Here is a 22538-nt window from a genome sequence, read left to right on the forward strand (position 1 = left end):
ATCGGTCGGTTTCATTGCCTCCGCCCGGCCGAATGCCGGCTTCCCGGTCCGTGCTCACCGCGTCCTCCCGTCGGTGCGGCTGATGCGGACGGTTTGCTGATGCTCACCGCCCATGCGGAGTTCAGCCGCGGCGAACATGCGGTCGACGATGTAGTAGTTCTGCCGCACCCGATAATTGACGAGTTGACCGTCGCCTTCGGGGCCGATGACAAACAGTGGCGGCGCCTCTCCCTGCGCGATGCCTCCGGGCATCTCGATATAGACCTTGGAACCGTCATCGAACGCGGAGATGGGACGCCAGGGCGGGTTGTCGCCCTCGATGGCGTACCGAAACCTCAATCGCGAGATATCAACGCCCTCGACAATTGGCGTGGCTGCCTCGGCGCTCGCATTCTGGCGGCGCAACGCGATCAGTTGATCCTGCGGATACTGCCAGGATACCGAAGCCATATAGGTCTTTTCCGCGGAACGGAGCTCAAGCAGATACGTGCGACGGTCGGTGTTGATCACGAGATTGGAGACGAGGTCAGGTCGTGTGGGCTTGACTAGAACGTGGATACGCTTGGTGGGACCCGCCCCGCTCTCGGTATCGCCGATGATCCAGCGCACGGTATCGCCAGCGGCGACCGGTCCGGAACCGACGAGCTGTTCGCCTTCCTGCAAGGCGACGTCAGTCACCTGCCCCGGCGCGGCATACACCTGATAAAGCGCGCCCGCAGCGAACGGATAGACCTGCACCGCGTTGATATAGCCATTGCGGGTCGGCTGCATGCGGGCCGCGGCATTGGCCTTTTCAACACGCTTGCGGGGATCGCCAGACTCAGGCTTCGGGTGTCCGTCATGCAGCGGCTTGAGCTGGCCGGGAAGCGGCAGCAGTTTCGGCACTTCGACGATTTCGACCGGCTTCGGTGGATCGGCAAGCTGGACGGCAGGTTGCGCCTCACCGTCATATGAAATCTCCGGCGGCGGCTTTAGCGGAATGGTGCAACTGGCGAGCGTTGAAACGGAAAGAAGCAGAACCTGCAATGCGGCTTTGCGCGAAAGCTTCATTGTCCCAACTCCTTCGACCAGTTGATGGCGTTAACGTAGACCCCAAGAGGATTCTTGCGCAGACGATCGGCATCGCGCGGTGTATCGATCACGACGGTGAGGATGGCGGTCCAGCGCTCGGTCGCGCTCAGGCTTCCGTTCTCGTAAACACGCTGAATCCAGGCAACGCGGAATGAGGTCGGCGACGCCCGGATGACGCTGGAGACCTCGACGGAGATCTGCAGCTTGCCCAGATTGGCAAAGGGATCGTTGGTCCGGGCGAAATCATTAAGTGCCGCCGCACCCCGATCGGTGGTGAAGTCGTAGGCGCGTAGCCAGTCCTGGCGCAGCACGATGCCGTCGGCCGGCAATCCCCTCACATCCTCTATGAAACGTGCGAGGTGGAAGGCGATCTGCGGATCGGTCGGCTGATAGCTACTATCGGCCGGCGCCACGGCCTGGGCCAGACCCAGGCGATCGACCTGCACCACCCACGGCGTAACCGTGCCGCGCACGGATTGCCAAACGAGACCACAAGCGAGACCGCCAGACAGCATCAAACAGCCAAGGGCCATCAACCGCCAATTGCTGGCCTGAACGCGAGCCGACCCGATGCGTTCGTCCCAGACTTGCGCCGCCCGTTGATAGGGAGTTTCTGATTTGGGCGTGCGGCCGTAGCGTACGGAAGGACGTTTGAACATTAGTTTTTACTTTCGGAGAGATCGACAGACGCACCGCCACCACCGTGATCGCCGGAGCGAACCGCATGGGTCACCGTGGAAGCGCCATGGCTCAGGGTTTGCGAGCGTTTCATGCGCGTTGCCCAGGCTGGTGAGCTACCTGTGGATGGCGAACCTGGAGAGGCGGCACTCTGCCCTGCTTCATGGGCACTCGATGCCGCCGCTGTCTGAGGAAGTGGGGTGGTCACACTAGAAGCAGCCGCGAGAACGGACGCGCTGCCCCGGGCAGCGCCGGCGAGCACTCCACCCGCAGCGCCCGCGGCCAGGCCGGCGCCAGCCACGCCGGCGGCAACAACGCCACCCGCCGCGAGGCCCGTACCGACGGCAGCGCCGGCGCCGAGTTGTGGCCCGCCGGAGACAATGCCGTTGGCAATCCCAGGACCGAAGATTCCGAGCCCCAATAGAGACAGTGCCGCCAGTACCATGGACATGGCGTCTTCAATGGTGGGTTGATTGCCGCCGAAACCAACAGTGAATTGCGAGAACAAGGTCGATCCGATGCCGACGATGACGGCGAGGACCATCGCCTTGACGCCCGATGAGATGACGTTTCCGAGTACGCGCTCGGCGGCAAACGCGGTCTTGCCGAACAGGCCGAAGGGGATCAGCACGAAGCCAGCCAACGTGGTCAGCTTGAACTCGATCAGCGTCACAAAGAGCTGGATCGCCAGGATGAAGAAGGCGAGCAGCACCACGATCCAGGCGAACAGCAGCACTGTGATCTGAACGAAATTCTCAAAGAAGCTGATGTAGCCCATCAAGCCCGAGATCGAGTCCAGGATCGGACGGCCGGCGTCGATGCCGACCTGGGCAACGCGGCCGGGACTCAGGAGATCGGCCGTGGACATGCCGGTGCCAGACGCCTTGAGGCCAAGTCCGGCAAAACTTTCGAAGACGATACGGGCGAGGTTATTCCAGTTTCCGATGAGATAGGCGAAGACGCCGACGAACAATGTCTTCTTGGCGAGCCGCGCGATGATGTCCTCATCCCCGCCCCAGCTCCAGAATATGGCTGCAAGCGTGATATCGATTGCCGCCAATGTCGTGGCGAGGAACGCGACTTCGCCGTTGAGCAAGCCGAAGCCGGAATCGATATAGCGGGTAAAAACCTCGAGGAAACGGTCGATAACCCCTGTGCCACCCATCAGCGTGTCCAACCCTGTTCAACTCCGTGCGGCAGGACACCGTCCTGGCTCTTCATGGGCACAGCGGGCGCATCGGAGGACAACGCGACTGATGGTTGCGGCGATTTCGTCGATGCAAAGAAACGCTGACGGTTTTCGGCCCAAATGCGGCGACAGGTGTCGAGTACCGCGCCATCATCCGGCGTGATCGTCCGGCAGCGCGCGATCTCGCTAACGAGTGCCGCCTCACCATGCCCCAGTGGCGTCAAGACCGCAGCGTCCTCGCTGCGTCGACTCTGGATCAAGGCCACGGCGACAATCAACACGCCAAAACCGATTGCCGCGGCCCACGCGAACTGCCGAGGTGTGAGATACGGATACATCAGTGAAACATCTGAACGGTCGTTGGCTGATAACCGGCACCTAGCGTCAGGAAACGCCGAAGTTGCTCCCTGCCCTGATCCTGTGCTGACGTGCGCTGTGCGGCTTCAAGACTCTGCGCGCGTCCCTGCGCCGCGACAGTCGCGGTGAGATCGGCGAGTTGCTGGGCCTGCAGAGCGGCGAGTTGATTGCCGGCTTGCGCTGCCTGCAGCGCGCCGGCGGCCGACTGGCTCGATGTCACCAGCGCCGCAGCCTGGGTACGGTTGGTGTCGAGATTGCCGACCACGCCTGCCTGCACCCGCAGCGCATCCTGAAACGCCGCAACCGAGGTCTGCCAGCGTGCCTGCGCATTCGATATCAGCGCCTGATTTGTTATTCCCGCTGAGGCCGGGGCGTAAGTCGTCGAGAAGGCATGATCGATCTGGTTGATATCGTAGGCGATACGCTGCGCCTGGTTCAGAAGCTGCTGGGTGCGCTGGATCGAGGCTTGCAGCTGCTGGAGCGACGAATATGGCAGGCTCGCGAGATTTCTCGCCTGATTGATCAGCATCTGCGCTTGGTTCTGCAGAGACGTAATCTGGTTGTTGATCTGCTGCAGCGCACGAGCGGCCGTGAGCACATTTTGCGCATAGTTGTTCGGATCGAACACGACGACCTGCGCCGAAGACGGTGGTGTTGCGAAGCCGATTGCAAGCGCGGCGACACTTACCGCCGCGAGACGACGGATAACGTTCATGGTTTTTCTCCCTCGGCTGGAGAAACGGGAATGATGTCGGCCGCCCAGGCAAGGCCACGGTGGTTCAGCCAGGCGGCAACGAAACCTCCCCGGCCGTGCGCGGCGAGGATTTCGGCAATCGCAGCCTGGTCCGACTTTGATGATGCGGCCGTAAAAGCGAGCGCGACGTCGCCAAGACCGAGCTCAAATAGCCGATTGCCGCGCCGCGACTGGCAGTAGTAATCGCGCTTCGGCGTCGCGCGCGCGAGGATCTCGATCTGGCGGTCGTTCAAACCGAAACGTTGGTAGATCGCGGTGATTTGCGGCTCGATCGCCCGCTCGTTCGGCAAGAACAGCCGCGTCGGGCAGCTCTCAATGATAGCGGGCGCGATTGCGGAGCCATCGATGTCGGACAGCGACTGGGTGGCGAAGATGACAGACGCATTCTTCTTGCGAAGCGTCTTCAGCCATTCCCGCAACTGGCCAGCAAAGCCCTGGTCATCGAGGGCGAGCCAGCCTTCATCGACAATCAGCAAGGTGGGCCGGCCATCGAGTCGGCCCTCGATGCGATGAAAGAGATAGGCCAGCACGGCCGGCGCGGCGGAGGTGCCGATCAGTCCCTCGGTTTCAAAGGCCTGAACTTCGGCCGCTCCCAATCGCTCGGCTTCCGCATCGAGTAACCGGCCATAGGGTCCGCCGAGGCAATAGGGTTGCAGCGCGCGCTTGAGCGTCTGGGATTGCAACAGCACCGACAGGCCAGTCAGCGAGCGTTCCGCTGGAGGTGCCGACGCAAGCGAGGTCAGAGCCGACCAGAGGTGATCTTTTGCTTCCGGTGTAATGACGATCGTTTCGCGGCTGAGGATATTGGCGATCCATTCCGCCGCCCACGCGCGTTCCGCGGCGTCATCGATGAGCGCCAGGGGCTGGAGCGCGACGGGCTCGCTTGCGTCGTCCGACAGCGCGCCCCCGAGATCATGCCAGTCGCCGTCCATGGCGAGCGCGGCCGCGCGGATCGAACCGCCGAAGTCGAATGCGAAAACCTGGCTTCCCGGATAACGGCGGAACTGCAGCGCCATCAGCACCAGAAGCACCGACTTGCCGGCGCCGGTCGGACCCACGACTAGCGTATGGCCGACATCCCCGACATGCAGCGAAAATCGAAACGGGGTTGCTCCCTCCGTTCGCGCGAAAAATAATGCCGGTGCGCCCAGATGCTCGTCTCGCGCGGGGCCTGCCCAGACCGCCGAGAGCGGTATCATATGCGCGAGATTGAGTGTGGAGACCGGCGGCTGCCGGACGTTGGCGTAAGGATGCCCAGGCAGCGACCCCAGCCAGGCCTCCACGGCATTGACGCTCTCGATCATGCAGGTGAAGTCGCGTCCCTGGATGACTTTCTCGACCAGCCGCAGCTTCTCGTCGGCAACACGGGGGTCGTCGTCCCATACCGTTACCGTGGCGGTAACGAAGGCCTGTCCGATGGCGTCGGATCCGAGTTCCTGCAACGCCGCATCGGCATCGATCGCCTTGTTGTGAGCGTCGGTATCGAGTAGCGATGACGCCTCGTTGGTCATCACCTCCTTCAGAATCGCGGCGATCGATTTGCGCTTGGCGAACCATTGCCGCCGGATTTTGGTCAGCAACCTCGTGGCATCAGTCTTGTCGAGCATGATGGCGCGGGTCGACCAGCGATAGGCGAAGGCGAGCCGGTTGAGTTCGTCCAGAATCCCAGGGGTTGTGGCGGTCGGAAACCCGACCACGGTCAGCACCCGCAGATGCGAATTCCCGAGCACCGGCTCGAGGCCGCCGATCAGGGGCTCATCCGCCAGCACCGCGTCGAGATACATCGGAATCTCGGGGACGCGGACGCGCTGGCGCCTGGTTGACACAGTCGAATGCAGATAGGTCAGCGTTTCCTCGTCATCGAGCCATCCGATCTCGGGCATGAAACCCTCGACAAGCCCAAGCACGCGCTCGGTGCGGTCGACAAATCCACGCTGGACTTCGCGCGCGTCCGCATCCCCATTGCGATCGCGGCCCTCGTAGAGGAAGCGCTCGGCTCGCCCTGTCTCTTCCGGTGGCGGCAGATAGAGAAAGGTCAGGAAATAACTGGACTCGTAATGTGCGCCCTCCTGCTCGAATTGAGCGCGGCGCTCGACGTCGACCATGGCCGACGCCACATCCGGGAAATACCCTTCCGGATAATTGCTTGCGGGGTGCCGCTGCGCCTCGACAAAGACAGCCCAACCCGAGCCCAGCCGCCGCAACGCGTTGTTCAAACGGCCGGCGACACCGACGAGTTCGGCAGGCACCGCCGAATCCAGGTCCGGCCCCCGAAATTTTGCCGTACGCTGAAACGAGCCATCCTTGTTGAGGACAATGCCCTTATCTACCAAAGCTGCCCAGGGCAGGAAATCCGCAAGCTGGCTGGTCGACCGCCGGTATTCAGCAAGATTCATCATCGGTTCAGACCCCCAAATATCCGGAGATGCGGAGATGCCGGCGCACGACGTCGACGAATTGGGGATCACGCTTGGCCGCCCACACTGCGGCGGCCTGACCAAGGATCCCGAGCAGGAGGCCGGCGACCCATAGCCGCAGACCGAGACCGAGCGCCGCCGCCAAAGTGCCGTTGAGAATCGCAACGGCGCGCGGTGCGCCACCCAGCAGGATCGGCTCAGTCAGCGAGCGGTGCACTGGCACGGTGAAGCCGAGGATCGGGTCGGTCGCATCCATCACACCAGCACTCCGCCGCCGAACGAAAAGAACGACAGGAAGAATGAGCTCGCCGCGAACGCAATCGACAGACCGAACACGATCTGGATCAGCCTGCGAAACCCACCTGAGGTGTCGCCAAACGCCAGCGACAAACCCGTGACAATGATGATGATCACGGCCAGTATCTTGGCGACGGGACCCTCAACCGATTGCAGGATCTGATTGAGCGGCTGCTCCCAGGGCATGTTCGAGCCGGCAGCCCACGCGGGGACGGAGACCAGCACCTGAACACCGGCGGCTGCGGCGAACACAATGCGGCGAGGAAAGCAGAAACGTGATCGTGTCATGACCGATCTCCCACAGCGTGAAGGACGTAGTCGCCTTGTGAATCAAGCCCTTCGACACAAGCGAACTCGGCGAGCCGCCGATCGGAGCCGCGGCCTGCCAATACGGCAATGAACTGGATGGTCTCGGCGATCAGGGCGCGTGGGACCGTGACAACAGCTTCCTGGATCAGCTGCTCCATCCGGCGAAGCGCGCCGAGCGCGGAACCGGCATGGATGGTGCCTACGCCGCCGGGATGCCCGGTGCCCCAGGCCTTCAGGAGATCGAGCGCTTCGGCGCCTCTGACTTCACCGATCGGAATCCGATCTGGTCGGAGGCGCAGCGAGGAGCGAACGAGATCGGAGAGCGAGGCGACACCGTCCTTGGTGCGGAGTGCGACCAGATTTGGTGCCTTGCACTGCAGCTCGCGGGTATCCTCGATGAGCACGACACGATCCGTGGTCTTGGCGACCTCCGCCAACAGCGCGTTGGTGAGCGTGGTTTTGCCTGTCGAGGTACCACCGGCGACAAGGATATTGCGGCGATCGGCAACGGCAGCGCGCAGTGTTGCGGCCTGCCCTGACAGCATGATGCCGGCTGCGACATAGTCGTCGAGCGTGAACACGGCGACCGCGGGTTTGCGGATCGCGAAGGCCGGCGCAGCTACCACCGGCGGCAGCAACCCCTCGAAGCGCTCACCGGTCTCGGGCAATTCGGCCGATACCCGCGGCGAACCCGGATGCACCTCAACGCCGACATGGTGCGCGACAAGCCGCACGATGCGCTCGCCATCATCAGGCGACAAATGTTCGCCAGTATCGACAAGTCCGTCCGTCAACCGATCGATCCAGAGCCGGCCGTCGGGGTTGAGCATCACCTCGACGATGGAAGCGTCCTCGAGCCAAAGCGCGATGGCCGGGCCCAGCGCGGTGCGCAGCATGCGCGCGCCGCGCGAGGTCGCCTCCTGATTGAGATGGTGGATTGCCACTTCCGTCCCCCCGCTCGACGACGGCCAATTGCTGCCGTGATGTCGGGGACGATTAGAAAAGGCAGGACATACGATCATGCAACAAGATCAGATCGGGCGTAGCGCTCTGGCGTAGAAAGACCTGCCAACGGCGAAGCCGTTCATGACGAGCCGTCGATATGATCCGTCGTCCTCTCCTTTGGAATCACATCTTGAGAAACTTCTTGGGCCAGGCTTTGCCCCTTCGCCAGCCGTCGGCCGAGCGCCTCGACAAATCCCTCATAGCGTTCGCGCCCTTTCGCTTGGGCAGCGGGTTGCGCCGTGTCGGGCAGCGGCGGTGTGACCGTCAACCAAAACCGCACAAACAACGCCAGCGCTTCGTTCGAAATCGTAGTATGACGTTCCAGCCGCTCGACCTGTCGTGTCAATCGATCGAGCCGACGGCCGAGTGCTGCTTCCATCCGCTCGGAATTATCCGGCGACAGATATGACGACAGTGCGGTTTCGACGACAAGCGCCTGTGGGACGCGCTTGCGGCCGGCGTAATCGGCGAGTTGACCGGCGAGATCCGGCGGAAGGCGAAAGGTGTGCTTGGTCCGCATCGGCTACTCCGAGAGTTTCATGCCATCGCCGGGATCCAGCGCAGCCTGGCGCGCGAGACCGCGGGCTTGCTGCCGCAACGCGCGGGCGCGCACGGCATCACCATCTGGATCCTCCTCGGCAAAGGTGAACTCTGGCATCGCCTTTGCGTGCTCCGGCACGATCTCTTCGTGTTGGGGCAGCTCCGGCTCGCGGCGGATCCCGCCATTCGCGGGATCAGCGATGAGCGCCCCGCCTGACGAGCATAATTCCTGGCCAGGGTTGAGAACCGGTGCTGGCGACCGGCTCCAATCGTCTGATGGCGGGAGACCGGGTCGATTGCTTACCGACTGTGGCGGTGAGAGCACCCGCTCCGTCAACCTGATATCTTCATAATAACGCGCCTTCTTCGCCCGGATCGGCGGAACGCCGGAGACGAGGACCAATTCATCGCCGGGCGGTAGCTGCATCACTTCACCTGGCGTGAGCAGCGGCCGCGCCGTCTCCTGCCGCGAGACCATCAAATGACCGAGCCAGGGACTGAGCCTGTGGCCGGCATAGTTCTTCATCGCCCGCATCTCGGTCGCGGTCCCCAGCGCGTCCGAAACACGCTTCGCCGTGCGCTCGTCATTGGTGGCAAAGGAAACACGCACATGGCAATTGTCGAGGATAGAATTGTTGGCTCCATAGGCCTTCTCGATCTGATTAAGCGATTGCGCGATCAGAAAGCTCTTGAGGCCGTAACCGGCCATAAACGCCAGCGCCGACTCGAAGAAGTCTAGACGACCAAGTGCGGGAAATTCATCGAGCATCAGTAACAGCCGATACCGCCTCCCCTTCGCCTGCAGATCCTCCGTCAACCTCCGGCCGATCTGGTTGAGGATCAACCGCACCAATGGCTTGGTCCTACTGATGTCGGACGGCGGCACGACCAGATAAAGAGTCGCGGGCCGCTCACCTTCGACGAGATCACGGATACGCCAGTCGCAATGATGGGTGACCTTCGCCACCACCGGGTCGCGATAGAGCCCCAGGAACGACATCGCCGTGGAAAGCACGCCAGAACGTTCATTCTCGCTCTTGTTGAGCAATTCTCGCGCTGCGGAGGCAATGACCGGGTGTGGTCCGGCTTCACCGAGGTGCGCGGTCGTCATCATGGCGCGGAGCGTCACCTCGATCGGGCGTTTTGGGTCGGACAAGAAGCCGGCGACACCGGCAAGCGTTTTGTCCGGTTCGGCGTACAGAACGTGAAGAATGGCGCCAACCAGAAGGGCGTGACTGGTCTTTTCCCAGTGATTGCGACGTTCAAGCGATCCTTCGGGATCGACCAGGACGTCGGCGACATTCTGGACATCGCGCACCTCCCATTCGCCGCGGCGAACTTCCAGCAGCGGATTGTAGGCCGCCGATCTCGTGTTGGTCGGATCGAACAGCAACACGCGGCCGTGTCTCGCGCGGAAGCCAGACGTCAGGGTCCAATTTTCCCCCTTGATGTCGTGAACGATGCAGCTGCCCGGCCAGGTCAAAAGCGTCGGCACCACCAGCCCGACACCTTTACCGGATCGGGTTGGCGCAAAGCAGAGCACATGTTCCGGCCCGTCATGACGCAGATAGTCGCGCTCAAACTTGCCGAGCACGACACCGTCAGGCGCGGTAAGACCGGCGGCACGAATCTCCTTTGGTGTAGCCCAGCGGGCTGAGCCGTAGGTCGCCGCGGTCCTGGCTTCGCGCGCCCGCCACACCGACATACCGATGGCAACCCCAATGGAGATAAATCCTCCTGATGCGGCGATGTAAGCGCCCTCGACGAAGACATGCGGCGCATAGGCATCATAGGCGTACCACCACCAGAAGAATGAGGGCGGCAGATAAATGGGAAGCCCAGAGGCCAGCTCGAACCAGGGATGCCCAAGCTGCGGCTGGTAACCGAGCTTCCAGGCTACCCACTGGGTGGCCACCCACGTCGTGACGAGCACGATCGAAAGGACGACGAGGATCTGGCCCCAAAGGATTCGTGTCGCGGACATGGTGATCAAATTTCAAATGCAGCCGCTCGCAATCGACAGACCTCGCATCGTGCGGTGTACCAATCGCGGCGACCGGCTACGTTTCGGATGGCCGTGGCTGCCATATTACCTTTGGCCGCAGAAAAGCACGCGGCATCATGAACCAGATCCATGCCGCGATCTGGAAGACAACAATGAGAGCAAAGGCGGTCTGGTATGCCACGTCGGGATAATGTCCGGTGTCCGGGATCCATTGCTGCACCACGAGGCCGGTCGCATATTGTACGGCGAACGCGGCGGCGACGTGAAACAGGTTCAAAGCCCCATTGGCTCGACCGGTCAACTCCTTCGGGAAATAGTCGGCCAGAATCGCGTAACTGAGCACGGTTGCAGCACCAGTCGCCGCTACACCGCTCCACAGCACATAGGAGGGCAATGGCAGCCGTAGGATCAATGCCAATTGAATCGTGATAAAGATGGTCGCAACTCCCCCCAACAGAGGTTCCGGTCCGACGCCGCGCCGGCGGAGCCGATCGGCCGCGATGCCCAGCCCGATGGCGCCGACACTGAGTGCGACCGCCATGATGAAGAGATGTTGCACCACTGCTGCCCGGTCGAGGCCATCGACATCGGCAAGCCACTGCGCCGCCCACAAACCCTGCAGTGCCCAGGCCGTTCCGATGCAGCTTGCGGAGAGCGGCGCAAGCCGCCAGAAGCGCGGATCGGTATAGACCTTCTTCAAGCCGGCCGAGATCGCTTTACTTGCTGGCGCAGCCTCGGGCACCACGATGTGGACCATGATCGCACAGACCGCCGTCAATGCGGCCAACAGACCAAAGAGTTCACGCCAGCCAATAGATGCGAGCAACAGCTCGGCCGGCCATGTCGCGGTAACCGCGCCGAGCGCGCCAAGCATAACCATCAAGCCATTCAGGAGCGGCACCCTCTCCCTGGGAAACCAGAGCACGAGCGCTTGCATGCCCGCGGTCAAGGCGGCGGCGACGCCGAGACCGATCAAGGCGCGGCCAAGGAGCAGCATGGAGAAATTCTCTGAGGCCGCGAACAGCGCCGAGCCGAGCGCCGCCACCACCATCAATGTGCTTTGCACCCGCCTTGGCCCGTATCGGTCCAGCAGCATGCCGATCGGGATCTGGGCGGCGGCGAAGGTCAGGAAGTAGACCGACGTCAGCAAGCCAAGATCGCCGGCGCCCAGCCCTAGCTCTGTGGCGAGATGCGATGCCATCACCGCATTGATCGTCCGAAAGAGGAAAGCGAGGTAATAGCCGGTAACGAACGGCAGGAACACGCGCAGAATTAACGACCCTTTTACGGCGAGGTCTGCCACTAGCTGTCGCGTGGTGATGCGCGACGCCTGCGCGGATTGTTTGGGAATAACCGCCGCATCATCTCCATTGTTATCTTCTTTGTTGCTACGGCGGGTCGTGCGCTCGGTGAAGCGTGCCTCCGCGAGGTCGTTTGTAGGAGCAGCGGCCCTCGCCGCGCTGGTCCCGTCGATCGTTTCCTGAATAAGGGGAACTCCCCGATCGACACGCCTTTCCACCTGCGCCGCGAACTCTTCGAAACGTTCGGCTCCGAGCGCGCAAGCCGCTCCCTGGGCGGTCGCCGGCAATATCGGTGTCACAGCCAAATGGAATCGCGCGTGAAGCGCTACCGTCTCATTCACGACCCTGAGATTCCGATCGAGCTGCTCGAGCTGACGGCTCATGGCCGCGAGCTGGCGAGCCAATGTCGCGGTATCGCTTAAATCTTCGTCGGAGCCGAGCAAACGATCGAGGGCTACTTCGACAAGCGCCGATTTAGTAGCGCCGGGACGCCTGGCCGCATCAGTCAATCGCGCGGCCGTGCCTTCGGAGAGATAAACACCAATTCTGGGTTTCATGAGAAGATTCCGCTTAAATGCACCCGGTCGTGATCACTTCCGGTCCAGGCGAAACAATTCGGCACCGGCCCGTTCCTGACTGACGTCAGAGACCAAGCCCCGCGGTGGGTGCGCGCCGATGCAATTGCAGGACAGGCCGGGGTTCGGTCCTTGGAAATCCGCGGCGCCAGCTCCCGCGTTCGGCGGCGCCCAGGAAGCTTTCGATTTGTGCATTGAAAGCGGCCGGTTCTTCCAGATTGATCGCGTGACCGGTATTGGGGCAGATCCACAGGCCCGCGTTGGGGAGAGTGGACTTGAGCATCAGATTGGTCTCGAGGCAGCGGACATCCTCGTCACCCACCGCGAGCAATACCGGAACCACCATCCCCGAGAACTGATCGCGCAGATCATGCAGTGATGGCCGCAAGGCCTGGCCGCGCGCCATCGTGTTCGACATTCCCTGCGGCGAATGCTGCCGCAAACGGACCACGAATTCCCGCCAGCCCTTCGGATCCTTGCACTTGAGCTGGACGCGGGCCGGTCCGCGCGCCATCCTCTCCGCCATCGAGACCATCCCGTGCTCGATGAAGATGCGCGCGAGAACAGAGGATTCCCTCAACCAGCCGTCACGCTGGGAGGGATGGGAGCCGGAGCCCACGCCGGCCGCGACGATGACGCCGACTTTCTCTGGATAGCGCAGCCCGAACTGCAGAGCGGCATACCCGCCCATACTCAGGCCGACGAGATGGGCGCGTTCGATCGAAAGATCGCGCATCACGGCGGCGATATCGCCGACCGCGCATTCCCAACCATACAAGAGGGCATCTTCGGGGACATCGCTTGGCGGATAGCCCCTGGCGTTATAGGCAACGCAACGGTAGCCGCGCGAGAAATGGCGAAGCTGGGCTTCCCATCCGCGGAGGTCGGAAGCGAATTCATGGATGAAGATGATCGGATATCCGTAACCGCTTTCCTCGAAGTAAAGCTTGGTTCCGTCGGCTTCGACATACGGCATCGCTTCTCGCCCCCATCCCCAATTTGCGCGGTCGGGTGCAGAGACAGAAAAACAGATCTGGTTGCAATCACGCGGTCCCTGGCATCGTGTCTTTGCGTAACATGGCGTGGAATCACCGATGCGCACGGAGTAATCGCTGCTTGCAGAGCTCGATCGTTGTCGACCTCACGGGACACGTCAGATTCCAAGCCCGCGCTTTCGACCGAAGCTCCAGTCGACTCCGCCGCTTGGCAGCATGACGCCGGAGATCTGGCGACCGAGCTGTTGTTCAAGGGCTGGACGCCAGGGCACGAGCTGGAAGCCCAAGCCATCATCGATCATAGCGAACCGGCCTGAACTCAAGGTGATCCTTTGGCGGTATATACCCTGGACGTACTCACCTTCCGCCGATGGGCGGTAGGCGAGCCTGGCTTCCGCGGCAATCTTCCCCACCACGTCGTTCAGCTCTCGCTTTCGCAGCGTATCGAGTAGATCGCGGGCGAAGATGGCCCGTTGCGCCTGCCGGCGGGCCAGCCCTTCGCCGGCGAGATGTTCAACCCGCCGATCCATGGCATCCCGCACTTCCGTCCCGAAACCGCCTCCCGTCACAACAGGCTCGCGCGCGAGAAGTTGGCGATCCAACCAAGTCGCTCCTGGCGCTGTGATCTGCTGGTGTAAGGTGAGGTCCGACCGGACCGCCAACGAGAGCCTCTTCCGGCCGTTGGCATCCTCATAACTGCGCGCCTCGACGACCGCACCGGGCGCAGCATCGCCGGTCAACTCAAGGTCAGAGAACTGAAGATGATGTGTCCTGCCGTCGATCCCTTCGACCATGGCATAAGCTGACCCCTTCAGCTCATCATGCAGCCCCCTCGCTACCAGCCGTCCGAGTACGGGATCACCGGGGTCATCGCCATGCAGGGCAAAGCGGGAAACATCAGGTTCACGCCCACCTCCCAACAACGTCCGATGCATGGTCTTGATGATATCTCCTCGAACCCCAAGATCGCGCAAGGTCTCTTCAAGCCCAGGCTTCAGCGTCCAACAGCCCGGTTCAACCTGCTCGGCGAGACCAAGGCGCTCCAGTTTGGCCGCTCGGCCAATCATCAACCGCCTCAGCTCGGGATCGCCGTCCGGACCGCCTGGCCGCAGGTCGACCATCCCTGCGCCCTCGTCCGCGGTGTTCCGTAGCGCCCGGTCGAGGTTGGTCCAGCGCTCGGCCTCGACTTCTTTCTCCAGCGTGGACCGGATCTCCTGCTCGCTGCGCGGTCCAAGTTCGAGGGTAACCCGCTCTTCAGCACGCGCCCGAAACCCCCGGCTGATGTAATCACGGCTGATGACGAGGTCCCGGCCGTCGTCGGCCAGCCCTCGGATCAGGACATGGACATGAGGATTGTCGGTGTTCCAGTGATCGACAGCGATCCAGTCGAGTTTCGTACCAAGATCCCGCTCCGCGTCCACCATCAGCTCCCGCGTGAACGCACGCAGGTCGGTCATCTCAGCCGCATCCTCCGGCGAAACGATGAAGCGGAAGTGATGACGATCTTCTTCACACCGCTCAGTAAAGGCGTGCCTGTCGGCTTGGTCGGATCGTGCATCGAACATACGAGCATCCGCGCCATCGCGGGTAACGCCATCCCGCTTCAGATAGTTGACGTGCTTCGCGAGCGGCGCTGAGCGGAATCGGCTTCCGCGATGCCGAACCACGCGCGCCTTGATCACTACCCGACGCGACGGCGACCGGAGCGACAGGGCCAACGCTGCGGAACGGCCTCTTCCAAAGCGCGAACCGCTACCTCCCTCCTTCCGGCCAAACCCCCTACCCGTGTGCCCGGCTTTCCTGGCGGCCCGCATGACCTGGCCAACGAAGCTCCTTGGTTTCGCCGCTCCGCGCCCTTTGTCTCGGATGCGGCCGGGACGGATTCGCAGCTCATCGTCGCGCGGTTTCATCGTGTCCTCCAAAGGCTCGGAAGAAGCGATGGCGCCATGAGCGTTGATTGCCTTCGTGTTTCGGAGAAAGCGCCAGCTGGCGATTTCATGCGAGGCCCTACATCTCCCACTCCCCCAGCCATATCAGCGCGACGGCAGTCGGCGCTTTTATCTCGCCATCCGTGGCTCGTATCTCCCCGCTCACACTGCCTCACGTCAGAACACGCGATAACCCACGACAGACTGCGATGAAGCGCGATCGGGATCATTGCGATCGGACCTCGCTGCCACGACGAACGAACAGGTTGCCTGACTGGGGCACGAGGGCCGATAGATCGACAACGGCACGGACCCTTGGTGGGCGGTCTGGCCGCATACCGGGTGACGGGCGGTCGTCCGAGGAGCTGCTCGCGGTGCGCACGACGAATAGCGGTGAACGAGCCGAAGTAAGTGACTTCGCGACTGCGACAGTCTTCCGGCCAGCCTGTTCACCACCGATCATCGGCGCAAGCGCCGCGACGTAGGCTTTTGTCTCGTCCGGCAGCGGTCGTCCCGTCGCCAGATGGTTCTCGTAGCGTCGAGGCCCTGCGTTATACGCAGCCAGGAAACCTGGCGCGCCGTACCGATCATGGAGCTCGCGGATGTATGCGGCACCGGCCAGAATGTTGTCACGCGGATCATAAGGATCGGCGCCGAGACCATATCGAGCGCGCAATTCGGTCCACGTCGGCGGCATGATCTGCATCAGCCCCATGGCGCCCTTTCCAGACCGCGCTCGGACCTTTACGCCACTCTCAACGCGCATCACTGCATGTATCCAATGTTCTGGTACCGCAAAACGTTTAGACGCTTCGGCGACAAAAGCCGCGAAGGGATTAGCTGGATGAGTAGTTGCTTGCTGGGTGATCGATAACGCTCGTTCGGCGTGCGCTGCACCGCTTAACAGCATCGATGATGCTGACATCGCGACGAAGCACATGATCGTCCCGAGAGATCGCAACGCTGCCATCGTGCTCGCGGCCGTCAAGGGTGAAGCGCTGGCGCGCCGGTCTGACGACCGCCCTGGGCCACCGCTGCCTGCACCGGTGGCACGAACTTTGATTGGGACGAAGGAATGGCTTGTGTACAGGTCGAACAAAGGAACGACAGGAGTTGTGCGATTTGGCGACAAGGTCAGTCCTCCTCGTCGATCCAGAGAGGCTCCGCCCGTCCGATAATCGCGCTCGTTGGCAGCACCCCGAAATATCGTCCATCAAGGGAATCCGCTGACTGCCAATTCATGAGGAAGACTTCGCCATCGGCGACGGCACGACAGCCCTGCCAGATGGGAAGCGGTCGGCCCCGGCTATCGCGTTCGTGCGCCTCACCTACCTTAACCGCGTCGACGGTGATGGTGAGATGGTTCCGGCAAACCGTCTGCCTCGGAAGCGCCAGGACACGCTTCAGCATCGGAATGCCGCGCGGTAGATAGCGGCCATCTGCGAGGAATGTTGCGAGGGGTTCGGGCGGTTCGACCGCGACTAGTTTGGTGACGAAGAGTCGGCCGGTCGGCTGTATTACGTAGAGACCTATGGGCGCGCTTTCGGAGACGTTCCATACATAATGTATCGCCGGTTTCGTCCAGATCGTTAACAGCACGACGGTCGTGGCTGCAAGCGTCGTCAGAAGCGTCGTGACACGGCACTTCATGGGGCGATCCTTCGCTGATGCAGCCAAGCCTGATGGCGCGAGCGTGTGTACGACCGCGGCACTTCATTGACCGACAGACGGTTGTGGACGTGGTGCCAATAATCGGGTGCAGCGTCGGCCGGGTCGATGCCGAGCGCCTCGATGGCGTCGACAATCTGCAACACGCGTTCGACCTTGGGCCAGCCTGACAGGCGCAACATGTGTTCGCCGCCTGGTCGCACATAAGGCACAGTGGCGCAGCGTTGGCCGGGCGCGACAGCCCGCAAGATATCGATGCGCGAGATAACGGTGCCGAAGTCGTTGGAGGCCCAGCGCACGAACGCAAAACTGCTGCCGGGCGCAAACGAAAGGATTCGCCGTCGCCTATCGAGCATCTGTTCCTCGGCCGCATGCCCAAAGCGAATCCAGTTCTCGATGCGCTTCTCCAGCCAAAGGAGTTCGACGTGAGTGAGGTCGCTCATTGTCGTTTTCCCTTGAATCCGATTCTGGGCGGCGCTGGCTTTTCGAGTCTTTGCACGACTTTCCGCATGATGTGATTTCCCTTGAATCATTAACTGGCTCCTTAAATCGTGGACTGCCTGCAGCGGCTGGGCGTAGACTCACCTTGCACGATGGTGAGTCGGAGGGATCGATGAGACGCATCCCGCTCAGTCGGCGTTCGCACATCACAGGCTTTCGGCCAGTCGATGGAGAGGCGGTCGAGCACGAGAGCTCGCTCGAACGGGATTTCGTGCTGCTGGTGAACTTTCTCGACGCCGGCGCCGCGATTACCTCGCAGCCGATCACAATCGAGTTCGAGGATGGCGCGCGGCAGCGCAGATACACGCCGGATTTCCGCGTGATGTGGAGCAACGGACGCTCAGAGCTGGTCGAGGTAAAGTACCGCGTCGATCTGCGCGCCCAGTGGGCGCGACTACGGCCAGGCTTTGTTGCGGCTCGGGCGATGGCGAGGAAGAACGGCGGACGTTTCCGCATCGCGACCGAACGCGGCATCCGGGGACCGTTGCTCGACAATGCCAGACGGCTGCTACCGCTACGCAAAGCACCGCTTGATCCGGCAATATCCGAACGCGCTTTGGGAGCAGCGCGAACACTCTGCGAACCGACTTTCGAGCGCATCGTCGACGCGATGTCCTGCGACCGCGCGATGGCGCTGGGTGTGGTTTGGCGGCTCATCGCGCGGGGCGCTTTCAGAGTCGACCTCGCCGCGCCGATACACCCCAATTCACCGGTGGGATTGGCATGAGCCCCGCGGCTGACACACCCGATCTTGCAGACGTACCCGTTGCTGATTGGCATAAGGCGCGTCGTCGCTTTGAGGTGATCAGTGTTCTGGCGAAGGCGCCGGAGCGGACGCGAGGCGATGCCGAGGCGGCTGCCGAGGCGCTTGGCTGCAGTGCCACGGTCGTTTATCGGCTGCTGTCGCGCTATCTTGCCGATCCGCGCGTAACGAGCCTCCTGCCGGGGCGCCGCGGACGGCGACACGGTCAGCTTTTTCTGCCTGCAGAGGTCGATGAGGTGGTGCAGGCCACGATCGACGAGTTCTATCTGACCCGGCAACGACCGCGCGTCAGCGATCTGGTGACCGAGGTGCAACGGCGCTGCCGGACGCTGGGACTGCCGAAGCCAAGCCGCACGGCAATCAACTTGCGGATTGGACAACGTGCGTCGGTCGAGGTGTTGGCAAAGCGATCCGGCCGCAAGGCCGCACGTGATCGCTTCGGACCAGCGACGGGTTCTCTGACGGCGCCTTGGCCACTCGCACTTGTTCAGATCGACCACACGCTGGTAGACGTGATCGCGGTCGACAGTGTCACACGACAGCCGATCCAGCGGCCGTGGTTGACCATTGCAATCGATGTCCACTCGCGCTGTGTCGCGGGGTTCCATTTGGCGCTCGAACCGCCATCCGCCACGTCGGTCGCGCTGTGCATCGCCCATGCCGTTCTGCCGAAGGCCGGCTGGCTGATGGCGCGTGGTGTCGCCGGTGATTGGCCTGTCCAGGGATTGATCGAGCGGTTGCACCTCGACAACGCCAAGGAGTTCCATTCCGAGGCGCTGAAGCGCGGCTGCGAGCAGTATGGGATCGCCGTCGACTATCGTCCGGTGAGGACGCCGCACTATGGCGGCCATATCGAACGGCTGATCGGGACGATGATGGGCAAGGTTCATCTCTTGCCTGGCACCACTTTCTCGGATGTTCGTGCCAAGGGAGATTGGAAGCCGGAAGACACGGCGGCATTGACGCTTGACGAGATCGAACGCTGGCTCGCCCACGCAATCGTCGGTGTTTATCACCACGATTTGCATCGCGGGATCGGCACGACGCCGGTCGCGGCCTGGGAGCGCGGAATCCTGGGCGATGGACAGATCTCCGGACGGGGCATGCCAACCGCAATCGACGATCCGCGCCGCTTCCTGATCGACTTTCTGCCGATGGAGCGGCGGCTTGTTCGCCGCGAAGGCGTGTTCCTGCATTCGATCGGCTATTGGGCCGATGTGCTGCGCACCTGGATCGGCGAGCGAGAGCGGATGATCGTTCGGTACGATCCACGCGATCTCAGCCGGGTCCATCTGCTCGCACCGGACGGACGCTACTATGACCTCAGCTATCGCGATCTGCGTCGGCCGGCGATCAGCCTGTGGGAGCATCGACTGGCACTGACGCGGTTGCGGGACGAAGGCCGTGCCGAGATCAACGAGGACGCTATCTTCACAGCAATTGACGCAATGCGCGGTATTGCGCAGCGCGCTAGCGCGGAGACCAAGACTGCGCGTCGTCAACGAGAGCGGCGGCTTCGCCTTGATGGCGTGGTGACAGAACGGCGTCCAGCCGCCATCGCGGCTGAATCCGCTCCAACGATCGAGCCCCTGCCCGCCGATCAGCGGTTGTTCAAGAACGTGGAGGAATGGACATGAGCAATCCCTCCTACCCGCATCTGCTGCCGCAGATTCGCGCGCTCGCCGATGCGCCTGGCGAGATTCGCATCCAGCGCATCCGCGCAGATCGGTGGATCGGCTATGCACGAGCGGAAGCCGCCCTGGCGGCGATGGACGATCTTCTGACGTTCCCGAAGCGCACCCGTATGCCGAACTTGCTGCTGGTCGGCCCCAGCAACAACGGCAAGACCATGATCGTCGAGAAGTTCAAGCGCGCGCATTTGGGCGATACCGTCGATGCCTCGGAGGGTGCTATCTCGGTGCCCGTCTTAAAGGTCCAGATGCCGCCGGCGCCGGACGAGCGGCTGTTCTTTGCTGCCGTGCTGGAAGCGCTAGGGGCACCCGATCGCAACCATGATCGGCTGGCGGTCAAGCAGGATATGGCGATGCGGATACTGCGCGCGACGGATGTGCGGCTGCTCGTCATCGACGAGGTCCACAACATCCTGTCGGGCTCGCGGGCGCAACAACGTCGCTTCCTCAACCTGCTGCGCTGGCTCGGCAACGAGCTACAAATTCCGCTGGTAGCCGTCGGAACCGCGGAGGCGTTGCGCGCAATCCAGAGCGATGACCAGCTTGCCAACCGGTTCACGCCGTTCGGCTTGCCGCCATGGAGGTACGATGCGGAGTATCTGCGGCTCCTCAACACACTGGAGGCGATGCTTCCACTGCGCGAGCGATCGGGCATGGAGGAGCCGGCCTTCGCGCAAAAGCTGCTAAGCGCGGCGGAGGGCATCCTCGGTGAGGTGGTCAGCCTGGTCACGACTGCCGCGGTGGCGGCCGTTGCCGCCGGCGAAGAGCGCATCCTCATCGAAAGAATTGACGACATCGGTTTCATTCCTCCTACGGAGCGCCGACGTGTCGCCGGATGAGATCTACAAGGTTGAGTTTTTCAATGCGGAGATCGTCGGCGCACCGCGGTCGCTGCCGGCACGCGTTGCGCCACTGCCGGATGAGGCGCTGGCATCCTGGTTGCTTCGTTTCGCCGAACCGTTCGGGGTCTGGCCGGAAGCCTTGCTGCTCGGCGACGGCGAGATGGGCTTCGCAACCCATCCCGACTGGTGGCGCAAGCCTGATCCGCTCGTCGTCGCGGCGCTTGCGCGCGGGACGGGCGTATCGAGCGACCGCATCCGCTTGCTGAGCTTCGCCAACTGGCCTGATGATGGGATTATTGATGCCCTGCCCGACCGGTTCGGTCGGCAGCGCTACACGGCCGAACGGCCGTCGCATCAATCGCGACGAATAGGCATCTGTCCTGACTGCCTCGCCGAGGATGAAGTGCCTTATGTACGGCGGACGTGGACGATTGGCTGGCTGACAGCCTGTCCAACACATGGCACGGTATTGATACGAACCTGTCCCGAGTGCGGGGTAAAGCTGCGCTTGCCCCGATTGTCGGATGCAACGTATTTCGCGCCCGACCGATGTCGGCGCTGCGCGCATCGCTTGGCCCGCGTCGCGAGCATGATCGCGGCGGAGCCTGTATTGGAATTTCAGCGGCGTATACTCGACGGCCGGCCAGCAGGCATCGTCGATTTGCCGCAGATCGGCAAAATCGGCTGGTCTGTGGCCGTGGCTCTGTTCGACATGTTGTTGGGCGCTGTGTGGATCGATACCAAGCCGACCGCTCGCGACGTGCTGTTTGCGCGGATCGCTCGTGATTTCGGCACCGCCCGGCTGGGAGAGCTGGCCGATGGCTATCAAGGTCTGGTGATCCTGGCGTGGATGTTCGAAGCGTGGCCGAAACGAACACAAGCTGCACTCGCAATGCTGCGAGCCGTACGCCCGCGCCGGCAGATGCAGCGTTGGCCAACCCTGGATGCTGCGATACGCGGTCAAGTGGAGGCCTTGTTCCTCACAGCGTGGCCAGACGAACGGGACAACGACGAACGCGGCTCGTGGCGGGCCTGGATCGACAACTTGCCGCAAACTGGAGAGGAGTTGCGCGCGCAAGCGCGCCAGGAGCGTCTGCCACATCGTCGCGCCAGGCTCATGGCAATCGCCGACGTGCGCGATGGTTTGTCCGTCGAGGCTGCTGCCGAAGTTGCCGACGTGCGACCGCGAACTCTGTATCGCTGGATAAAGCGTGGTGCGCAGGGCGGACTTGAAGTTGCGCTCGAACGACCGAGCGGGCAACTTTCGGGACCGCAAGCTGCTCAGCTTGCTGAGTGGATCGCTAATGCGCCGTCGGCCGGACCGCGCTGGCGGACAAATCGCGTGCAAAACGAAACGCTGCGGCGCTTTGGAGTCGAGATCACGATCTATGTCGCGGATCGACTGTTGCGCATGCACGGTCCTTGGAGGCGACGCAAGGTTCTCGCAAGGAGGAAGCTGACCGTTGCACCAGTTTACAATTAAAGGAACACCAGTCGACGATTTAAGGAGCCGATCAATCATTTTCGGCCCCCAGTCCACACATTTGGGGAAACCGACATTCGCCCGCTGACCGCTGTCGGTGTGCCGTGTTCGGTGAATCGGCGCGGATGGAAAACTGAGTCGATGCAAGGATTTGAGTCCATGTGTTTGG

General features: G+C 62.4%; 21 protein-coding genes. 4 read left to right on the top strand and 17 right to left on the bottom strand.

Annotation, left to right across the window (positions count from 1 at the left end):
• Positions 1-54 precede the first annotated feature (54 nt).
• The 17 genes from trbG to JQ621_RS10290 all read right to left on the bottom strand — a co-directional run bounded on the left by trbG (position 55) and on the right by JQ621_RS10290 (position 17532).
• A complete protein-coding gene (gene trbG, locus JQ621_RS10210) occupies positions 55-1050 on the bottom strand; it encodes a P-type conjugative transfer protein TrbG (protein ID WP_212234272.1) in 996 nt (331 codons plus the stop codon).
• Positions 1047-1730 carry a conjugal transfer protein TrbF gene (gene trbF / locus JQ621_RS10215; RefSeq protein WP_212234273.1) on the bottom strand — a complete coding sequence of 228 codons (684 nt, stop codon included), beginning with the start codon at positions 1728-1730 and terminating at the stop codon, positions 1047-1049. Before trbF ends, trbG begins: the two co-directional genes overlap by 4 nt.
• The gene (trbL, locus tag JQ621_RS10220; protein ID WP_212234324.1) at positions 1730-2914 is read right to left on the bottom strand and encodes a P-type conjugative transfer protein TrbL; all 1185 of its coding nucleotides are present in this window, start codon (positions 2912-2914) and stop codon (positions 1730-1732) included. Before trbL ends, trbF begins: the two co-directional genes overlap by 1 nt.
• Positions 2914-3276: a putative entry exclusion protein TrbK-alt gene (gene trbK-alt, locus JQ621_RS10225; RefSeq protein ID WP_212234274.1), complete on the bottom strand. Its 363-nt coding sequence runs from the start codon at positions 3274-3276 to the stop codon at positions 2914-2916. The genes trbL and trbK-alt overlap by 1 nt, the downstream gene beginning before the upstream one ends.
• On the bottom strand, positions 3276-4010 hold the full coding sequence (trbJ, locus tag JQ621_RS10230; RefSeq protein WP_212234275.1) for a P-type conjugative transfer protein TrbJ: 735 nt from the start codon (positions 4008-4010) through the stop codon (positions 3276-3278). Before trbJ ends, trbK-alt begins: the two co-directional genes overlap by 1 nt.
• Complete coding sequence (gene trbE / locus JQ621_RS10235; RefSeq protein WP_212234276.1) at positions 4007-6448, bottom strand: conjugal transfer protein TrbE; 2442 nt, start codon at positions 6446-6448, stop codon at positions 4007-4009. Before trbE ends, trbJ begins: the two co-directional genes overlap by 4 nt.
• Before the next feature lie 4 nt (positions 6449-6452).
• Positions 6453-6722, bottom strand: a complete 270-nt coding sequence (locus tag JQ621_RS10240; RefSeq protein WP_212234277.1) for a VirB3 family type IV secretion system protein — start codon at positions 6720-6722, stop codon at positions 6453-6455.
• Positions 6722-7051, bottom strand: coding sequence for a TrbC/VirB2 family type IV secretion system protein (locus JQ621_RS10245; RefSeq protein ID WP_212234278.1), 330 nt, complete (start codon positions 7049-7051; stop codon positions 6722-6724). The genes JQ621_RS10240 and JQ621_RS10245 overlap by 1 nt, the downstream gene beginning before the upstream one ends.
• Positions 7048-8016, bottom strand: coding sequence for a P-type conjugative transfer ATPase TrbB (trbB, locus tag JQ621_RS10250; RefSeq protein ID WP_312015406.1), 969 nt, complete (start codon positions 8014-8016; stop codon positions 7048-7050). The genes JQ621_RS10245 and trbB overlap by 4 nt, the downstream gene beginning before the upstream one ends.
• Before the next feature lie 140 nt (positions 8017-8156).
• Entirely contained in the window at positions 8157-8597 is a 441-nt protein-coding gene (locus JQ621_RS10255) for a CopG family transcriptional regulator (protein ID WP_212234280.1), read from the bottom strand.
• A gap of 3 nt (positions 8598-8600) precedes the next feature.
• On the bottom strand, positions 8601-10601 hold the full coding sequence (locus JQ621_RS10260; RefSeq protein WP_212234281.1) for a conjugal transfer protein TraG: 2001 nt from the start codon (positions 10599-10601) through the stop codon (positions 8601-8603).
• Between the two features lie 76 nt (positions 10602-10677).
• Positions 10678-12480: an MFS transporter gene (locus tag JQ621_RS10265; RefSeq protein WP_249125039.1), complete on the bottom strand. Its 1803-nt coding sequence runs from the start codon at positions 12478-12480 to the stop codon at positions 10678-10680.
• A gap of 85 nt (positions 12481-12565) precedes the next feature.
• Positions 12566-13600 carry an alpha/beta fold hydrolase gene (locus JQ621_RS10270; protein WP_312015407.1) on the bottom strand — a complete coding sequence of 345 codons (1035 nt, stop codon included), beginning with the start codon at positions 13598-13600 and terminating at the stop codon, positions 12566-12568.
• 51 nt (positions 13601-13651) lie between these two features.
• The gene (locus JQ621_RS10275) at positions 13652-15403 is read right to left on the bottom strand and encodes a relaxase/mobilization nuclease domain-containing protein (RefSeq protein WP_212234282.1); all 1752 of its coding nucleotides are present in this window, start codon (positions 15401-15403) and stop codon (positions 13652-13654) included.
• Between the two features lie 244 nt (positions 15404-15647).
• Positions 15648-16391, bottom strand: coding sequence for a lytic transglycosylase domain-containing protein (locus JQ621_RS10280; RefSeq protein ID WP_249125040.1), 744 nt, complete (start codon positions 16389-16391; stop codon positions 15648-15650).
• 164 nt (positions 16392-16555) lie between these two features.
• Entirely contained in the window at positions 16556-17071 is a 516-nt protein-coding gene (locus tag JQ621_RS10285; protein WP_212234283.1) for a S26 family signal peptidase, read from the bottom strand.
• The gene (locus tag JQ621_RS10290; protein ID WP_212234284.1) at positions 17068-17532 is read right to left on the bottom strand and encodes a DUF2840 domain-containing protein; all 465 of its coding nucleotides are present in this window, start codon (positions 17530-17532) and stop codon (positions 17068-17070) included. The genes JQ621_RS10285 and JQ621_RS10290 overlap by 4 nt, the downstream gene beginning before the upstream one ends.
• A 269-nt stretch (positions 17533-17801) precedes the next feature.
• Here JQ621_RS10290 and JQ621_RS10295 point away from each other — a divergent pair, with 269 nt between their 5' ends.
• From JQ621_RS10295 to JQ621_RS10310, 4 genes are read left to right on the top strand one after another with little or no spacing between them, the layout of a single operon-like run.
• Positions 17802-18317 carry a TnsA endonuclease N-terminal domain-containing protein gene (locus tag JQ621_RS10295; RefSeq protein WP_312015408.1) on the top strand — a complete coding sequence of 172 codons (516 nt, stop codon included), beginning with the start codon at positions 17802-17804 and terminating at the stop codon, positions 18315-18317.
• On the top strand, positions 18236-19990 hold the full coding sequence (locus JQ621_RS10300) for a Mu transposase C-terminal domain-containing protein (RefSeq protein WP_249125042.1): 1755 nt from the start codon (positions 18236-18238) through the stop codon (positions 19988-19990). The genes JQ621_RS10295 and JQ621_RS10300 overlap by 82 nt, the downstream gene beginning before the upstream one ends.
• On the top strand, positions 19987-20883 hold the full coding sequence (locus tag JQ621_RS10305; protein ID WP_212234285.1) for a TniB family NTP-binding protein: 897 nt from the start codon (positions 19987-19989) through the stop codon (positions 20881-20883). The genes JQ621_RS10300 and JQ621_RS10305 overlap by 4 nt, the downstream gene beginning before the upstream one ends.
• Positions 20870-22369, top strand: a complete 1500-nt coding sequence (locus JQ621_RS10310; RefSeq protein ID WP_212234286.1) for a TniQ family protein — start codon at positions 20870-20872, stop codon at positions 22367-22369. The genes JQ621_RS10305 and JQ621_RS10310 overlap by 14 nt, the downstream gene beginning before the upstream one ends.
• The last annotated feature ends 169 nt before the right edge of the window (positions 22370-22538 follow it).

Origin of the sequence: Bradyrhizobium manausense (genome assembly GCF_018129685.1) — a bacterium.
GTDB classification, from domain to species: Bacteria; Pseudomonadota; Alphaproteobacteria; order Rhizobiales; family Xanthobacteraceae; genus Bradyrhizobium; species Bradyrhizobium manausense_D.

What these genes read in the sequence shown, in the direction of transcription:
- trbG (WP_212234272.1), bottom strand. Translation starts at nt 1,050, where the DNA reads ATGAAGCTTTCGCGCAAAGCCGCATTGCAGGTTCTGCTTCTTTCCGTT.
- trbF (WP_212234273.1), bottom strand. Translation starts at nt 1,730, where the DNA reads ATGTTCAAACGTCCTTCCGTACGCTACGGCCGCACGCCCAAATCAGAA.
- trbL (WP_212234324.1), bottom strand. Translation starts at nt 2,914, where the DNA reads ATGGGTGGCACAGGGGTTATCGACCGTTTCCTCGAGGTTTTTACCCGC.
- trbK-alt (WP_212234274.1), bottom strand. Translation starts at nt 3,276, where the DNA reads ATGTATCCGTATCTCACACCTCGGCAGTTCGCGTGGGCCGCGGCAATC.
- trbJ (WP_212234275.1), bottom strand. Translation starts at nt 4,010, where the DNA reads ATGAACGTTATCCGTCGTCTCGCGGCGGTAAGTGTCGCCGCGCTTGCA.
- trbE (WP_212234276.1), bottom strand. Translation starts at nt 6,448, where the DNA reads ATGATGAATCTTGCTGAATACCGGCGGTCGACCAGCCAGCTTGCGGAT.
- JQ621_RS10240 (WP_212234277.1), bottom strand. Translation starts at nt 6,722, where the DNA reads ATGGATGCGACCGACCCGATCCTCGGCTTCACCGTGCCAGTGCACCGC.
- JQ621_RS10245 (WP_212234278.1), bottom strand. Translation starts at nt 7,051, where the DNA reads ATGACACGATCACGTTTCTGCTTTCCTCGCCGCATTGTGTTCGCCGCA.
- JQ621_RS10255 (WP_212234280.1), bottom strand. Translation starts at nt 8,597, where the DNA reads ATGCGGACCAAGCACACCTTTCGCCTTCCGCCGGATCTCGCCGGTCAA.
- JQ621_RS10260 (WP_212234281.1), bottom strand. Translation starts at nt 10,601, where the DNA reads ATGTCCGCGACACGAATCCTTTGGGGCCAGATCCTCGTCGTCCTTTCG.
- JQ621_RS10265 (WP_249125039.1), bottom strand. Translation starts at nt 12,480, where the DNA reads ATGAAACCCAGAATTGGTGTTTATCTCTCCGAAGGCACGGCCGCGCGA.
- JQ621_RS10275 (WP_212234282.1), bottom strand. Translation starts at nt 15,403, where the DNA reads ATGAAACCGCGCGACGATGAGCTGCGAATCCGTCCCGGCCGCATCCGA.
- JQ621_RS10280 (WP_249125040.1), bottom strand. Translation starts at nt 16,391, where the DNA reads ATGGCAGCGTTGCGATCTCTCGGGACGATCATGTGCTTCGTCGCGATG.
- JQ621_RS10285 (WP_212234283.1), bottom strand. Translation starts at nt 17,071, where the DNA reads ATGAAGTGCCGTGTCACGACGCTTCTGACGACGCTTGCAGCCACGACC.
- JQ621_RS10290 (WP_212234284.1), bottom strand. Translation starts at nt 17,532, where the DNA reads ATGAGCGACCTCACTCACGTCGAACTCCTTTGGCTGGAGAAGCGCATC.
- JQ621_RS10305 (WP_212234285.1), top strand. Translation starts at nt 19,987, where the DNA reads ATGAGCAATCCCTCCTACCCGCATCTGCTGCCGCAGATTCGCGCGCTC.